Annotated in this window: 12 protein-coding genes and 1 other RNA gene; 7 read left to right on the top strand and 6 right to left on the bottom strand. The window is 64.7% G+C overall.

All coding sequences use genetic code 11. From position 1 onward, the window contains the following. Window positions 1–160: 160 nt before the first annotated feature. A complete protein-coding gene (glmS, locus tag A7D16_RS20520) occupies window positions 161–1,990 on the bottom strand; it encodes a glutamine--fructose-6-phosphate transaminase (isomerizing) (RefSeq protein WP_064635098.1) in 1,830 nt (609 codons plus the stop codon). A 206-nt stretch (window positions 1,991–2,196) separates the two neighbouring features. Between glmS and A7D16_RS20515 the strand changes: the two genes are divergently transcribed. From A7D16_RS20515 to A7D16_RS20490, 6 genes are all read left to right on the top strand, one after another. After that, on the top strand, window positions 2,197–3,468 hold the full coding sequence (locus A7D16_RS20515; RefSeq protein ID WP_064635097.1) for an efflux RND transporter periplasmic adaptor subunit: 1,272 nt from the start codon (window positions 2,197–2,199) through the stop codon (window positions 3,466–3,468). A 100-nt stretch (window positions 3,469–3,568) separates the two neighbouring features. Further along, window positions 3,569–4,288 carry an ABC transporter ATP-binding protein gene (locus A7D16_RS20510; protein ID WP_064635095.1) on the top strand — a complete coding sequence of 240 codons (720 nt, stop codon included), beginning with the start codon at window positions 3,569–3,571 and terminating at the stop codon, window positions 4,286–4,288. A gap of 11 nt (window positions 4,289–4,299) precedes the next feature. Next, window positions 4,300–5,601, top strand: a complete 1,302-nt coding sequence (locus A7D16_RS20505; protein ID WP_064635092.1) for an ABC transporter permease — start codon at window positions 4,300–4,302, stop codon at window positions 5,599–5,601. A gap of 55 nt (window positions 5,602–5,656) precedes the next feature. Continuing rightward, complete coding sequence (locus A7D16_RS20500) at window positions 5,657–6,883, top strand: ABC transporter permease (RefSeq protein WP_064635090.1); 1,227 nt, start codon at window positions 5,657–5,659, stop codon at window positions 6,881–6,883. 381 nt (window positions 6,884–7,264) lie between these two features. Next, window positions 7,265–8,608 carry a sigma-54-dependent transcriptional regulator gene (locus A7D16_RS20495; RefSeq protein WP_064635087.1) on the top strand — a complete coding sequence of 448 codons (1,344 nt, stop codon included), beginning with the start codon at window positions 7,265–7,267 and terminating at the stop codon, window positions 8,606–8,608. An 8-nt stretch (window positions 8,609–8,616) separates the two neighbouring features. Further along, window positions 8,617–9,960, top strand: coding sequence for a sensor histidine kinase (locus A7D16_RS20490; protein ID WP_064635241.1), 1,344 nt, complete (start codon window positions 8,617–8,619; stop codon window positions 9,958–9,960). 278 nt (window positions 9,961–10,238) lie between these two features. On the opposite strand, the gene glmU is transcribed toward A7D16_RS20490, so the two are convergent. Then, window positions 10,239–11,603, bottom strand: a complete 1,365-nt coding sequence (glmU, locus tag A7D16_RS20485; protein ID WP_064635085.1) for a bifunctional UDP-N-acetylglucosamine diphosphorylase/glucosamine-1-phosphate N-acetyltransferase GlmU — start codon at window positions 11,601–11,603, stop codon at window positions 10,239–10,241. A 108-nt stretch (window positions 11,604–11,711) separates the two neighbouring features. After that, a non-coding RNA gene (locus A7D16_RS20480) (sX9 sRNA) lies at window positions 11,712–11,788 on the bottom strand. Window positions 11,789–11,892: 104 nt separating this feature from the next. Here A7D16_RS20480 and A7D16_RS20475 point away from each other — a divergent pair. After that, window positions 11,893–12,276 (top strand): GtrA family protein, encoded by a 384-nt coding sequence (locus A7D16_RS20475; RefSeq protein ID WP_064635083.1) that lies wholly within the window; start codon window positions 11,893–11,895, stop codon window positions 12,274–12,276. A gap of 189 nt (window positions 12,277–12,465) precedes the next feature. Here the strand turns inward: A7D16_RS20475 and A7D16_RS20470 are convergent, their stop codons facing one another. From A7D16_RS20470 to atpD, 3 genes are all read right to left on the bottom strand, one after another. Continuing rightward, window positions 12,466–13,035, bottom strand: coding sequence for a chorismate mutase (locus A7D16_RS20470; protein WP_064635081.1), 570 nt, complete (start codon window positions 13,033–13,035; stop codon window positions 12,466–12,468). A gap of 237 nt (window positions 13,036–13,272) precedes the next feature. Then, window positions 13,273–13,695 carry a F0F1 ATP synthase subunit epsilon gene (locus tag A7D16_RS20465; RefSeq protein ID WP_064635079.1) on the bottom strand — a complete coding sequence of 141 codons (423 nt, stop codon included), beginning with the start codon at window positions 13,693–13,695 and terminating at the stop codon, window positions 13,273–13,275. Between the two features lie 137 nt (window positions 13,696–13,832). Further along, window positions 13,833–15,239, bottom strand: a complete 1,407-nt coding sequence (gene atpD / locus A7D16_RS20460; protein WP_006450427.1) for a F0F1 ATP synthase subunit beta — start codon at window positions 15,237–15,239, stop codon at window positions 13,833–13,835. Window positions 15,240–15,244 lie beyond the last annotated feature (5 nt).

The raw sequence follows: 15,244 nt of genomic DNA, 5'->3' as shown, positions 1-15,244 counted from the left end.
GTCGGTGCAGTGGCGCGATGCGGCTAAGGCACGCAAATCATCGGCCCGAGGCCGGCACCGGCGGCACGCAGGCACCACCATTCGCGTGGTACAGGCCAAGCTCAAACAACGCACTGGCCGCGCCTGCCTGACGGCGGGCACGGTTGTCCCGCTCGCGCGCTTACTCCACCGTCACCGACTTGGCCAGATTGCGCGGCTTGTCCACATCGGTGCCGCGTGCCAGCGCGGTGTGATACGCCAGCAGCTGCACCGGGATGGTGTGGATCACCGGCGACAGCACGCCGGCGTGGCGTGGCGTGCGGATCACATGCACGCCCTCGGATTCACTGAAGTGGCTGTCCTGGTCGGCGAACACGAACAGCTCCCCGCCACGTGCGCGCACTTCCTGCATGTTGGATTTGACCTTCTCCAGCAGCCGGTCATTCGGTGCGATCACCACCACCGGCATCGCCGCGTCCACCAATGCCAGGGGGCCGTGCTTCAACTCGCCGGCCGGATACGCTTCGGCATGGATATAGGAGATTTCCTTGAGCTTGAGCGCGCCTTCCAGCGCAATTGGGTAATGCAGGCCGCGACCGAGGAACAGGGCGTTTTCCTTCGGCGAAAACTGCTCGGCCCAGGCCATGATCTGCGGTTCCAGATTCAGTGCGTGCTGCACGCTGCCCGGCAGGAAACGCAACTGTTCCAGATAATCGGCTTCTTCGGCCTCGCTGATGCGGCCCTGCAGCTTGCCCAGCACCATGGTGAGCTGGAACAGCACCGCCAGCTGCGTGGTGAACGCCTTGGTCGAGGCCACGCCGATCTCGGCACCGGCGCGCGTGTAGCAGACCAGTTCGCTGGCGCGCGGGATCGCGCTTTCGGGCACGTTGCAGATCGACAACGTATGCAGATGCCCGAGCGATTTGGCGTATTTCAGCGCTTCCATCGTGTCCAGCGTTTCGCCGGACTGCGAGATGGTGACGATCAGGTGCTTTGGGTTGGCGTAGGCGGTGCGGTAGCGGTATTCGCTGGCGATTTCCACGCTGCACGGCAGGCCGGCGATGGCTTCGATCCAGTAACGCGCGGTCATGCCGGCGTAGTAACTGGTGCCGCAGGCCAGGATCTGCACGCCTTCGATCTCGCGCAATACCGCCTCGGCATTGGGCCCGAACAGCGATGCCGGAAAACCCTTGGCGTCGATGGCCGCTTCGATGGTGTCGGCCAGCGCACGCGGCTGCTCGTGGATTTCCTTCTGCATGAAATGCCGGAACGGGCCCAGTTCCAGCGACGCCAGCGACACATCCGATAGATGCAACGGGCGTTCGACTGGCGCGTCGTTGCCATCGAAGATGCGCACGCCATCGCGACGCAGTTCGGCAGTGTCGCCTTCTTCGAGGAAGATCACCTGGCGGGTGGCCTGCACGATGGCCGACACATCGGAGGCGACGAAGTTCTCGCCCTCGCCCACGCCGATCAGCAACGGGCAGCCCATGCGCGCGCAGACAAACCGTTCCGGCTCGGCCTGGCTCATCACTGCCAGCGCGTAGGCGCCGGTGAGTTCCTTGACGGTGCGCTGCAACGCGGTCAGCAGGTCGCCCGCGCTGCCCAGATGGTGATGGATCAGATGCGCGATGACTTCGGTGTCGGTCTGCGACTCGAAGGTGTAGCCCAGCGCGCGCAGTTTTTCGCGCTGCTGTTCGTGGTTTTCGATGATGCCGTTATGCACCAGCGCCACGCCGGCGCTGATGTGCGGGTGCGCGTTGGCTTCGGTGACGCCGCCGTGGGTGGCCCAGCGCGTGTGGCCGATGCCCAGCGTGGCGCCGAACTGCTCGGCTTGCGCGGCCTGTGCCATTTCGGCCACGCGGCCGGTACGGCGCACCCGGCGCACCTGCGCGCCGTCGAGCACGGCGACGCCGGAGGAATCGTAGCCGCGGTATTCCAGGCGCTTGAGTCCTTCGATCAGGACCGGGACCACATCGCGCCCGGCGATCGCTCCGACAATGCCGCACATAGGGACAGCTCTTTGGAAAGAAGACCGGCATTTTAGCGTGTCCGCTCTTGTCCGCTGCATGACCACGCCCGGACAGCGTGTCCGCCCGCAGTGTCCGCGGACACCGCGGACACTGCCTACCAGCGCATAAACATGATTTCCTTCAATTACTTAAAGGTTGGCACACGTCCTGCTTTATCGCAGTGACGCCACCGAGCCAGCCGACCATGATTCGCGATACCTCCGCCCAGGACCAGGTTCTCCGTACACCCGCCCAACGAGCGCCGTGGCGCCGTTGGCTGTGGCCCGGCATCGCTGCGGCGGCTGTGCTGGCCGGCATCGGTTGGGCGGTTACTGCGTGGAGCGCCGGCAGCCGCTCGTTCGACGCCAGCCGGGTGCGCATCGCCACCGTCAGCCAGGGCGACCTGGTGCGCGACATCGCCGCCGATGGCCGCGTCATCGCCGCCAACAGCCCTGTGCTGTACGCCATCTCCGCCGGCACGGTAACGCTGAGCGTGGTCGCCGGCGACGTGGTCAAGCAGAGCCAGGAACTGGCGCGCATCGACAGCCCGGAGCTGCGCAGCAAGCTGGCGCAGGAGCAGGCCACGCTGGCAGGCCTGGAGGCCGAATCCAGCCGCGCCGCCCTGGATGCCACGCTGGCCCGCGCCACGGCCAGCAAGCTCACCGACCAGGCCAAGATCGACAAGCAGGCCGCTGCGCGCGACCTGGAGCGTTACCAGCGCGGCTACGATGGCGGTGCGGTGCCGCAGGTGGAGCTGGCCAAGGCGCAAGACACCTTGAAGAAGACCGACATCGACCTGCAGCACGCCCAGCGCGATGCGGCGCTGAAGAGCCAGGGCGCAGATCTGGATTCGCGCAACAAGCGCCTGCTGGCCGACCGCCAACGCGCGGTGGTGGCCGAGGTGCAGCGCCAGGTGGACGCCCTCACGCTGCTGTCGCCGTTCGATGGCCAGGTCGGCCAGGTGCAGGCCGTGCAGCACACCCAGGTCGCGGCAAACGCACCGATCCTGGGCGTGGTGGATCTGTCCAAGTTCGAAGTCGAGATCAAGGTGCCTGAGAGCTTCGCGCGCGATCTGGCCATCGGCATGCCGGCCCAGCTCACCAGCGGCAGCGGCGAACCGTTCCCGGGCGCCATCTCGGCGGTGTCGCCGGAAGTGGTCAACGGCGAAGTCACCGCACGCATCCGCTTCGCCGACAAGCAGCCGCCCGGCCTGCGTCAGAGCCAGCGCATGAGCGCACGCGTGGTCATGGACACGCGCCGCAACGTGCTCAAGGTCGAGCGCGGCCCGTTCGTCGAACAATCCGGCGGCAGCTACGCCTACGTGATGGATGGCAACACCGCGGTGCGCCGCCCCGTGCGCATGGGCGTCAGCAGCCTGGGCGAAGTGCAGGTGCTGTCCGGGCTGCAGGCCGGCGACCGCGTGGTGGTCTCCGGCGCAGATAACTTCGGCGATGCGCCGCGCGTCACCGTCCACTAAGGCGGCCAGCACCTGCTGCGCAGCCGTCAGGCTGCTCGCCACGGTTTGTCAGCCACGCTCGACCTCTTTCGCACACACCTTCTTCGTAAAGGAATCGGCAATGCTCAAGATGCAAGCAGTCTCCAAGGTCTTCCGCACCGAACAGGTGGAAACGCACGCGCTGCGGTCGCTGCACCTGCATGTACGCGAAGGCGAATTCGTCGCGGTCACCGGCCCCTCCGGCTCGGGCAAGACCACCTTCCTCAACCTGGCCGGGCTGCTGGAAACCTTCACCAGCGGGCAGTACCTGCTGGATGGCGAAGACGTCAGCCACCTCTCCGACGATGCGCGCTCGCGCCTGCGCAACCAGAAGATCGGCTTCATCTTCCAGGGCTTCAACCTGATCCCCGACCTCAACCTGTTCGACAATGTCGATGTGCCGCTGCGCTATCGCGGCATGCCCGCAGCCGAGCGCAAGCAGCGCATCGAAGAGGCACTGACCAAGGTCGGCCTGGGCTCGCGCCTGAGGCACTACCCCACCGAACTGTCCGGCGGCCAGCAGCAGCGCGCCGCGATCGCGCGCGCACTGGCGGGCAGCCCACGCCTGCTGCTGGCCGACGAACCCACCGGCAACCTCGACTCGCAAATGGCGCGCGGAGTGATGGAACTGCTGGAAGAGATCAACAGCCAGGGCACCACCATCGTCATGGTCACCCACGACCCGGAACTGGCCGCGCGCGCACAGCGCAACGTGCACATCGTCGACGGCCAGGCCACCGATCTGGAACGCAACCCCAGCCTGATGCGCGCGCCCAGCGCCGCTGCAACCCTGGCCGACTAAGGAGCCCGCCCATGTTCGGCTATTACTTCACTCTGGCGGTCCGCAGTTTCCGCCGCAACAAGGTGCTCACCGCACTGATGGTGCTGGCCATCGCGCTCGGCATCGGCGCCAGCATGACCACGTTGACGGTGTTCTATGTGTTGTCGGGCGATCCGATTCCGCAGAAGAGCGATCGGCTGTTCAATGTGCTCGTCGACCCACAACCGAAGGCAGGCTTCCAGCCAGGCGAAGAGCCCGGCGATCAAGTGACCCGCTTCGATGCCGAAGCGCTATTGCGTGAGAAGCGTGCCAAGCACCAAGCCTTGATGACAGGAGGAAGCCTGGCAATCGAACCGGCAAAAAGCGGATTGAGCGCCTTCAAATCTGAAGCACGCTACACCTCGGCCGATTTCTTCCCGATGTTCCAGCCACCCTTCCTGTACGGCCAGGCCTGGTCGTCCAGCAGCGACGAACGGCACGAACGCGTGGTGGTGATCACCAAGACGCTCAACGACAAATTGTTCGACGGCAGCAACAGCGTGGGCCGTGATCTGCGCTTGAACAAAAACACGTTCCGTATCGTTGGCGTACTGGATCGCTGGAAAGCAAACCCGCGCTTCTACGACGTGACCAATACCTACGGCTCCAACGAACAGGTCTATCTGCCCTTCAGCGTGGCAATGGATCTGAAAATGGACCACAGCGGCAGCATGAACTGCTTCGGCAAGCTTGAAAGCGGCGATACCAATGCACTCAACGCGCCCTGCACCTGGATGCAGTACTGGGTGGAACTGGAAAGCCCCGCGCAGGCTGGCGACTACAAGGCCTATCTGGACAATTACTCCACTCAGCAGCGCGCCGCCGGGCGCTTCGAGCGCCCGAACAATACGCGCCTGCGCAACGTGTTGGAGTGGCTCAACTTCAAGGAAGTCGTGCCGAACGATGTGCGCCTGCAGCTCTGGTTGGCCATGGGCTTCTTGTTGGTGTGCCTGCTCAACACAGTGGGTTTGCTGCTTGCCAAGTTCTTGCGCCGCAGTGGGGACATCGGCGTACGCCGCGCACTGGGCGCATCGCGTCGCGCCATCTTCGCGCAATGCCTGGTGGAAGCGGGAACCGTCGGTTTGGCTGGCGGGCTGGCCGGGCTGGCATTGGCGTGGCTGGGACTGTGGGCCGTACGCCAACAGCCGGTGGACTATGCCGAGCTTGCACACCTCGATACCAAGATGCTGCTGCTCACCTTCGTTCTGGCGCTGTTGGCAAGTTTGTTGGCCGGTCTGCTACCCGCCTGGCGTGCCATCCAGGTCGCACCGGCACTGCAGCTCAAAGCGTCCTGACCACGTCGCCCGCCGCAACACGGCGGGCATTGCCCTCTTCTCGAAGGTACCGCTCATGGACGTCCGTCCAATCGTCTCCACACTGCGCCGCCACAAGACAGCCGCAGCACTCATCGTGCTCGAAATCGCACTGGCATGCGCGATCATCTGCAACGCGCTGTTTCTGATCGGCAACCGCATGGAAACTCTGCATCGCGTCAGCGGCATCGCCGAATCGGAATTGCTCAGCATCGAACTGGGCGGTATCGGCACACAAGTCAATGCCGATGCGCGCACCCTGGAGGATCTGGCAGCGCTGCAATCCATCCCCGGCGTGCGCGACGCGGCCATCACAAACCAGATTCCATTTATTGACTCCTCTTCCAACAGCAGTGTATCGGTCACGCGCGAGCAGGAGCGCCCGAACCTCAACGCTGCGCAATACTTGGTGAGCGAAGGTGCATTGAACACCTTGGGGCTGCAACTGGTGGCCGGGCGAGACTTCACCAAAGACCAATACATCAGCGTTGAGAAGGCTGACAACGACAAAAGCGTGCGCGAGCAAGGCTCGTCGGTCATTCTTGCGCAAGCGACCGCAGACAAGTTGTTTCCGAATCAGAGCGCACTCGGCAAAACCGTTTACTCGGGTGAGGTTCCGCTGCATATCGTCGGCATCGTGCAGACACTGGTTCGGCCCAACACCGTGAATGGCCTGGCCAGCATCAATTACTCAATGATCTTGCCGATCCGTGTTCCATACACAGAGGGCAGGTATGTAGTACGCGTCACCGACCCGGCGCGGCGGCAGGAAGTGCTGAAATCCGCAGTGGCGGCATTGATGAAGCTGGATAACAGCAGGCTTTTGCTGAAGCAGGAAATCTACTCCGATATCCGAAAGGAGTTCTTTCAGAACGACCGTGCAATGGTCTGGTTGCTGGGCGCAGTCTGCATCGCGCTACTGATCGTCACCGCACTCGGCATCGTTGGGCTTGCCAGCTTCTGGGTACAGCAACGTACCAAGCAGATCGGCATCCGCCGCGCACTGGGCGCCACACGCGGGCAGATCCTTCGCTATTTCCAGATCGAGAATTTCCTGCTCGCCTCGATCGGCATCGTGCTTGGCATGTTGCTGGCTTACTCGATCAATGTCTGGTTGATGGCCCGCTACGAGTTGCCACGCCTGCCGCTGATCTACCTGCCAATCGGTGCGCTTCTGTTGTGGGGGCTGGGCCAGATCGCGGTGTACTGGCCAGCACGTCGCGCCACGATGGTGCCCCCGGCGGTGGCGACGCGGAGCGCGTGACGGCGTGATGGCGCATCAGCGGTTCCTGTGTCGGCCCGCTGACGCGTAGTAAGCAGCAACGTTGGGTATCCCAGTCAGATGGCATCACGCAGCAATATCGTTCGCCTGCAAACACCCACAAGGATCGCCCCTCCACCCGCGGCGCCTGCGCCAAAAGCTCCTGCCGGGCCCTGACGTCTGCGCTGCGTCAGGATCTGCGCTTGAGACGCAGTCCTGTTGCCAACGCCATCGCGCCGATCAGACGATCGCTGCATTGCCGGGATCAGCCCCGTCTGGCTGAGGCCTGTCGGGCACACGCACTCCCCGTTGCTCGCGCAGTTCCGCCACGCACAGAATCCTGTTCTGATAGCCCTTCTTCCAGCGTTTCCCACTGAGCACCCGATGCCGCAAATCCTGATCATCGACGACAACACCGCCGTGGCCACTGCGTTGGAGGTGCTGTTTTCGTTGCACGACATCGAGGCGCGGCACGCGCATTCGCCGCAGGCCGGGTTGGCGCTGCTGCATGAGCAGGCGTTCGATCTGGTGATCCAGGACATGAACTTCACCGCCGATACCACCTCCGGCGAAGAAGGCAAGGCGCTGTTTAGCCAACTCCGCCAGCGTCACCCGGACCTGCCGGTGATCCTGCTCACCGCCTGGACCCATCTGGGCAGCGCGGTGGGCCTGGTCAAGGCCGGTGCGGCCGATTACATCGCCAAGCCCTGGGACGACACCAAGCTGCTGACCACGGTCAACAACCTGCTGGAATTGTCCGAAGCACGCCGCGAATTGGAGCGCCGCCGCGATCGCGAACGGCGTGGTCGCGAGCAGCTGACCCAGCGCTACGACCTGCGCGGCGCGGTGTTCGCCGATCCGGCCAGCGAACGGGCGATTGCTCTGGCCTGCCAGGTCGCACGCTCGGACTTGCCGGTGCTGATCACCGGCCCCAACGGCAGCGGCAAGGAGAAGATCGCCGAGATCATCCAGGCCAATTCGGCAACCCAACACGGGCCGTTCATTGCACTCAACTGCGGCGCCTTGCCAGGCGAATTGATCGAAGCCGAATTGTTCGGTGCAGAAGCCGGCGCCTACACCGGCGCCAACAAGGCGCGCGAAGGCAAGTTCGAAGCCGCCGATGGCGGCACGCTGTTTCTCGATGAGATCGGCAACCTGCCGCTGGCGGGGCAGATGAAACTGCTGCGCGTGCTGGAAACCGGCCGTTACGAGCGGCTGGGTTCCAACCGCGAACGCCACGCCAAGGTGCGCGTGATCAGCGCCACCAATGCCGATCTGCAAGCGATGATCCGCGAGGGCAGTTTCCGCGAGGATCTGTATTACCGCCTCAACACGGTAGAAATCGCGCTGCCTGCACTGGCCGAGCGCCCCGGCGATATCGGCCCGCTGGCCGAATATTTTTTGGCCGGTGAAAAGCCGCTGTCCACGCAAGCGCGCGACGCATTGCAACGGCATGCCTGGCCCGGCAACGTGCGCGAGCTGCGCAATGTGCTGCAACGCGCCGCGCTGCTCGCACAGGGTGCGCGCATCGAAGCGAGCGATCTGAATCTGCCGCGTGCTGCCGCGCCACGGCCGGTCGCCCCGGCCGCGGGCGAGCCGGATCGCGCGCGCATCGAACAGGCGCTGGCACGCGCGCAAGGCGTGATTGCACAAGCGGCCGCCGAGCTGGGGCTGAGCCGCCAAGCGCTGTATCGGCGCATGGACCGCTACGGCATCACGTCGGAATGAGCCTGCGTATGTGGAACCGCTCCTTCACCTTTTCGCTGTTTCTCCGCTTGTTGCCGGTGCTCGCGCTGGCTGCGGCCTTGCCGTGGTTCATGGCTTATTGGCTGGACCGCGGCTGGCAGGTGGCCGCGATTTCGGCCGTGGTTCTGCTGGCAGCGATGTGGTTCAGCCTCAGCCGCGCCACCGCGCCGATGCGCTCGCTGTTTCGTGCGCTGGCCGGCACCACCAGCAGCTACCGCGATGGTGAGTACAACTTCGGTGTGTACTGGCGCGGCAACGACGAACTGGCGCAACTGGTGCAGGCGCATGCCGAACTTGGCGATGTCCTGCGTGCGCAGCGCAGCAATCTGGTGCAGCGCGAACTGATGCTGGACACCATGCTGCAAAACACGCCGGTCGCGATGCTGCTGGTGGTCGCCGGCGGCGATGGCGTGCGGCGGATCGGGTTTTCCAACTACGCCGCACGCAAACTGCTGTACGACGGACGCAAGCTCGAAGGCCAGCATCTGGACGATGTGCTCAGCCGCATGCCCAACGAATTGCGCGACGCCATGGCACGCGGCGGGGACTGTCTGTTCGCGGTGCGCGAAGACGGCGATGACGAGGAGGACGAGCAGATCTACCACCTGTCGCGGCGCAGTTTTCATCTCAATGGGCGCGGCCACGAACTAGTGTTGATCCGCACGTTGACGGCCGAACTGCGCCGCCAGGAAGTGCAGACGTGGAAAAAGGTCATCCGCGTGATCAGCCACGAATTGAACAACTCGCTGGCTCCGATCACCTCGCTGGCGCATTCCGGCGCCGAGCTGCTGCGCCGCGAACGCACCGATCGGCTGGGTACCGTGTTCGAAACCATCGAAGAACGTGCGCGCCATCTGGAAGGCTTCATCCGCGGCTATGCGCGCTTCGCAAAGTTGCCGCAGCCGCAGCTGCAGACCATCGAGTGGGCGCCGTTTCTGCAGCGCCTGCAGCAACAGATTCCGTTTCAGGTGCATGGCACGCTCACCGATGTCTCCGGCCGGATCGATGCAGCGCAGATCGAGCAGGCGCTGCTCAATCTGCTGAAAAATGCGCACGAAGCCTGCAGCGAAGCACAGCCGCCCAACAGCGACGTGGCCGTACGGGTCACGCGCCTGCCGCAGTGGCTGCGCATCGAAGTGCTCGACCGCGGCAATGGCATGAACGAGGCTGTGCTGCACAACGCGCTGATGCCGTTCTATTCGACCAAGCGCAATGGCACAGGTCTTGGCCTCGCACTGACCCGCGAAATCGCCGAAGCGCATAGCGGGCGCATCTCGCTGCATAACCGCGAACACGGCGGGTTGTGCGTGACCGTGTTGCTGCCGTTGGCCTAGTAAAGACAGCGTCGCGCTCAGGCTTGGGATCAACGCAGCGTGTGTTGCATCCGACTACCAGCCTCACGCACGTCGCAGGAGCGCCCCCCAGGCGCGAGCGACATTACCAGTGAATCCCCGTAAATCCCTGTCGCGCCCAGAGGCGCTCCTACACATTCAATGCGGGGTGGCATCGCCGCTGCTGAGCCGCGTCGAGGTGGCCAGCAGCCTCAACGCCTCAGCTGAGAACGGCCGGGCTAGCGCACGCGTCCGACGGGTCACACCGCCGGCGATGCGGCCTATTTTTTGGTCGGCCGCTCCCAGCCTTCGATCACCGTCTGCCGCGCACGCGTCACACTGAGCTGGCCCGCCGGCGCATCGCGGGTGATCACCGAGCCCGCACCGATGGTGGCCTTGGCACCGACGGCGATCGGCGCCACCAGTGCGCTGTTGGAGCCGACGAACGCGCCGTCGCCAATGGTGGTCTGCGACTTGTTCACCCCGTCGTAGTTGCAGGTGATGGTGCCGGCGCCGATGTTCACCTTGCTGCCGATCACCGCATCGCCCAGGTAGGTGAGGTGGTTGGCCTTGCTGCCCACGCCCATCGTGACCTTCTTGGTCTCCACGAAGTTGCCGATATGCACGCCATCGGCCAACACGGTGCCGGGGCGCAAGCGCGCGAACGGGCCGATCTGCACCGCGCCTTCGGTGATCACGCCTTCCAGATCGCAGTGCGCGCGCACCTGCGTGCCGGCACCCAGGGTCACATCGCGCAGCCGTACGAACGGGCCGATCACCACGCCGTCGCCCAGCGTCACATCGCCTTCCAGAATCACATCGATATCCAGCTGCACATCGCGTCCCACCTGCACGCTGCCGCGCTGCTCCACCCGCGCCGGGTCAGCCATGCGCACGCCCTGCAGGCACAGCGCACGCGCAGCGCGCAGCTGCCAAGCACGTTCGAGCTGGGCGAGTTGCCACGGGTCGTTGGCACCTTCCACGTCCTGCGGGTCGGCCACGTGCACCATGTCGGCCGGAGTGAAATCGGCGGCGGCGCTGGCAAATACATCGGTCAGATAGAACTCGCCCTGCGCATTGTTGTTGGACAGGCCAGCCAGCCAGCGGCGCAGCGCGGTCGATTCGGCGGTGAGGATGCCGGTATTGATGGTGCGAACACGGCGCTGTTCGTCGTTGGCGTCCTTCTGTTCGACGATGGCGGCAACCTTGCCTTCGGCATCGCGCAGGATCCGCCCGTAGCCGCTGGGGTTGGCCAGTTCGGCCACCAGCACCGCCATCCGGCCCGGTGCATGCAGCAACTGCAGCAAGCTCTCGCTGCGGATCAGCGGAACATCGCCATACAACACCAGCACCGTCGCCGCGTCGGGAATCGCAGGCATCGCCTGCTGCACCGCATGCCCGGTGCCCAGCTGGTCGCGCTGCTCGGCCCACTGCAGATCGCCTTGACCGGCGAATGCTGCCTGCACCTGATCGCCGCCATGCCCGTACACGATATGGATCGCTGCCGGCTGCAGCTGACGCGCCGTGGCGATCACATGCGCCAGCATCGGCTGGCCCGCCAGCGGTTGCAGCACCTTGGGCAGGGACGAGCGCATGCGCTTGCCCTCGCCCGCGGCCAGGATCACAACGTGCAGGGGCAGGGTCATCAAGAGATTCCAGACGGATAGATGGCTAAATTCTAGTCGCTGCGCCTCCGTCGCGTCGTTGCCCTGATGCAGCGTTCGTCTGCGACGGCAGCGTTTGCGCGTCACTGCGGCTGACAACACCTGGCGAGCAGTGTTCAGGCGGGCGTGGACGGCGTGCTCATCACCGGCGTGTGCGCGTGGTACATGCCGCACCGATCACCGGCCGCACCTGCCTGGCAGCGAACGCGGTTGTTTGGTTGGCTGCGCTCAGTGCGGCTAGGATGGGCGCCCCTTCTTCGCTCACACACCCATGAGTCTGTTCCGCCAAGGCAGCCAGTTCATGATGATTGGCGCCCTGCAGCTGGCCGTGGATTGCGGCATCTTCATTGCCGCCACTGCCGCAGGCATGCCTGCGGTGCCCGCCAATCTGCTTGGACGCATCAGCGGCGCCATGCTCGGCTTCTGGCTCAATGGCCGCTACACCTTCGCCCAGCAAGGCGATGCGCGGCTGGGCTGGCAACGCTTCCGCCGCTTTGCGCTGATGTGGCTGGCGCTCACGCTGATCAGCACCTGGCTGCTGTCGACCACGGTGGATCTGCTCGGCCTGCGTCAGGCCTGGCTGGCGAAACCACTGGTCGAAGGCGGGCTGGCGTTGGTGTCGTTCTTCCTCGGCCGGCATGTGGTGTATCGCTGAGCAAGGCATGCGCAGGCCGCGATCCCTCACACACTCAGTGTTCGACCTGGACGCCTGACGACGTCCACCAAGACGCGGCCGACAGCACCGCCGCACTCACCACCAGGCAAGCGCTCGCTACGGTTGGTCAGCCGCGCTCTAGCTCACGACAGCGAGCGGGGCATCGCAGACCACACCCACTGCAGCAGATCAGTGGCAAAAGTCGCCCAGGCTGCGTAGCAGCGCCGCGCGATGCAACGCGTCCAGCTGCCATTGCGTGGCGTAATGCGCCGCTGCACGCGCGGTACTGGCCGGGCAGTCGGGCGCGCTGCGCGCTGACGCAACCTCGGCCAGCGCATCGAGCAGTTCGCCCTGCAGTTGATCCAGGCGTGTGCGCAGCGCGGTGAGATCCGGACGGGCGGTGTCTGGCGCGCGCCCGCGTTCGTGCCAGTGGTGCAGCAACGCGTACTGCACCGATTTGTTGGCTTCGATCTGCGCACCAAAAAAACGCGCCGCATCGTCGGCATCCAGCCCACGCGCCGGCGCCTGGTCGCGCACGCTTTGCAGCACCGCCGCCTCGCGCGCCTGATCCAGCACCGGCTTGCCGCTGTCCCACTTGCTCAACGCAACCGCATCGCCAATGGCGTTGCGCTGCACGATGCGATCCAGTAACCGCTCCAGCGGCGGCTGGCTACGTGCCGGAAGTGCACAGCCCAGCAGCGCGGCGGCCAGCAGGCCGGTCACCATGTAAGCGCGAATGCCATCGATCGAACGGGTCATACCGTGTTCCTCAACGTGCCTGGGCAAGCTTGCCACGCCCCACCGCCGGGCATGTGCGCCAAGCCACGCAGTGTGCCTGCCGCGCGCTGCGGCCAATTCGCGGAGCCGCCGGCGAATCTCCAAAAACGAAAACGCCGACACAGGGTCGGCGTTTCGACGTTCTTTATCTGCAAGTGATCTTGCAGCTGCTTGCGGTGCGCGCCCCATCAACAGGCTGCGCAATCGACAGGCAATCGCTCAGTGCTTGAGGTTACGACGCAAGCGCTCCAGCGCCTGCAGCTGAACCGTCGCCTCGGCCAGCTGACGCTGTGCCTGGGCCACGTCCACCGTGTCGCCACGGTTGGCCAGCAGCCGCTCGGCTTCTTCCTTGACCTTGCGCACGGCCGCCTCGTCGATGTCCTGCGCACGCACCGCGGTGTCGACCAGGATGGTCACCACCTGCGGCTGCACTTCCAGGATGCCCCCGGAAATGGCGAAGTCCAGCTGTTCGCCGCTGGCGGTGGTCACCACCACCTTGCCCGGCTTCAGGCGCGTGATCAGCGGCGCGTGCTTGGGCGCAATGCCCAGCTCGCCCAACTCGCCGGTGGCCACGACCAGCGTCGCCTCACCGTGGAAGATTTCCTTCTCGGCGCTGACGATGTCGCAACGGATAGTGCTCATGCTGCCTCACGTTGTGAGGCGGGGATTGGGGATTCGGGATTCGGGATTAGCAACCGCAGCTTTCGCTGTGACCACTCACCTCGTTCCCGCACCCAGCTCACCCGCCGTACCTAATCCCGAATGCCAAATCCCGGCTGTTACGCCTTGGCGCTCATCTTGTTGGCTTTTTCGACCGCTTCTTCGATGCTGCCGACCATGTAGAACGCCTGCTCCGGCAGGTGGTCGTATTCGCCGTCGCAGATCGCCTTGAAGCCGCGGATGGTGTCCTTCAGCGAGACGTACTTGCCCGGCGAGCCGGTGAACACTTCGGCCACGTGGAAGGGCTGGCTGAAGAAGCGCTCGATCTTGCGTGCGCGCGACACCGACTGCTTGTCTTCTTCGCTCAGCTCGTCCATGCCCAGGATCGCGATGATGTCCTTCAGTTCCTTGTACTTCTGCAAGGTCTGCTGCACGCGCTGGGCGGTGTCGTAATGCTCGTGGCCGATCACCAGCGGGTCCATCTGGCGGCTGGTGGAATCCAGCGGATCCACGGCCGGGTAGATACCCAGCGAGGCGATGTTACGGCTCAGCGTGACGGTCGAATCCAGGTGGGCGAAGGTGGTCGCCGGCGACGGGTCGGTCAGGTCGTCCGCAGGCACGTACACGGCCTGGATCGAGGTGATCGAACCGCTCTTGGTCGAGGTGATGCGCTCCTGCAGCACGCCCATTTCTTCGGCCAGGGTCGGCTGGTAACCCACGGCCGACGGCATACGGCCGAGCAGCGCGGACACTTCGGTACCGGCCAGCGTGTAGCGGTAGATGTTGTCCACGAACAGCAGCACGTCCTTGCCCTTGCCGTTTTCGTCCTTCTCGTCGCGGAAATACTCGGCCATGGTCAGACCGGTCAGGGCGACGCGCAGACGGTTGCCCGGCGGCTCGTTCATCTGGCCGTACACCATCGCGACCTTGTCCAGCACGTTGGAGTCTTTCATCTCGTGGTAGAAGTCGTTGCCCTCACGGGTACGCTCGCCCACGCCGGCAAACACGGACAAGCCGCTGTGCGCCTTGGCGATGTTGTTGATCAGTTCCATCATGTTGACGGTCTTGCCGACGCCGGCGCCGCCGAACAGGCCCACCTTGCCGCCCTTGGCGAACGGGCACATCAGGTCGATGACCTTGATGCCGGTTTCCAGCAGTTCGGTGCTGGAGGACTGGTCTTCATACGACGGCGCGGCGCGGTGGATTTCCCAATGGTCCGATGCCTGCACGTCGCCGGCTTCGTCGATCGGGCGACCCAGCACGTCCATGATGCGGCCCAGCGTCCCGGCGCCGACCGGCACCGAAATCGCGCGCTCGGTGTTGGTGGCCAGCAGGTTGCGCTTCAGGCCGTCGGTGGAGCCGAGCGCAATCGTGCGCACCACGCCATCGCCGAGCTGCTGCTGCACTTCCAGGGTGATTTCGGTGCCTTCGACCTTCAACGCGTGATAGACCTTCGGCACTTCATGGCGCTGGAATTCGACGTCGACGACCGCGCCGATGATCTGAACGATCTTGCCCTGACTCATTTTGC

Origin of the sequence: Xanthomonas nasturtii, from assembly GCF_001660815.1 — a bacterium.
GTDB lineage: Bacteria > Pseudomonadota > Gammaproteobacteria > Xanthomonadales > Xanthomonadaceae > Xanthomonas > Xanthomonas nasturtii.
The sequence above is the reverse complement of the archived record's forward strand: the minus strand, read 5'-3'. Positions and strand labels throughout refer to the sequence as shown.

Bases quoted from the DNA above. Each gene is read 5' to 3' on its own strand.
- glmS (WP_064635098.1), bottom strand. From the start codon at position 1,990: ATGTGCGGCATTGTCGGAGCGATCGCCGGGCGCGATGTGGTCCCGGTC.
- A7D16_RS20515 (WP_064635097.1), top strand. From the start codon at position 2,197: ATGATTCGCGATACCTCCGCCCAGGACCAGGTTCTCCGTACACCCGCC.
- A7D16_RS20510 (WP_064635095.1), top strand. From the start codon at position 3,569: ATGCTCAAGATGCAAGCAGTCTCCAAGGTCTTCCGCACCGAACAGGTG.
- A7D16_RS20505 (WP_064635092.1), top strand. From the start codon at position 4,300: ATGTTCGGCTATTACTTCACTCTGGCGGTCCGCAGTTTCCGCCGCAAC.
- A7D16_RS20500 (WP_064635090.1), top strand. From the start codon at position 5,657: ATGGACGTCCGTCCAATCGTCTCCACACTGCGCCGCCACAAGACAGCC.
- A7D16_RS20495 (WP_064635087.1), top strand. From the start codon at position 7,265: ATGCCGCAAATCCTGATCATCGACGACAACACCGCCGTGGCCACTGCG.
- A7D16_RS20490 (WP_064635241.1), top strand. From the start codon at position 8,617: ATGTGGAACCGCTCCTTCACCTTTTCGCTGTTTCTCCGCTTGTTGCCG.
- glmU (WP_064635085.1), bottom strand. From the start codon at position 11,603: ATGACCCTGCCCCTGCACGTTGTGATCCTGGCCGCGGGCGAGGGCAAG.
- A7D16_RS20475 (WP_064635083.1), top strand. From the start codon at position 11,893: ATGAGTCTGTTCCGCCAAGGCAGCCAGTTCATGATGATTGGCGCCCTG.
- A7D16_RS20470 (WP_064635081.1), bottom strand. From the start codon at position 13,035: ATGACCCGTTCGATCGATGGCATTCGCGCTTACATGGTGACCGGCCTG.
- A7D16_RS20465 (WP_064635079.1), bottom strand. From the start codon at position 13,695: ATGAGCACTATCCGTTGCGACATCGTCAGCGCCGAGAAGGAAATCTTC.
- atpD (WP_006450427.1), bottom strand. From the start codon at position 15,239: ATGAGTCAGGGCAAGATCGTTCAGATCATCGGCGCGGTCGTCGACGTC.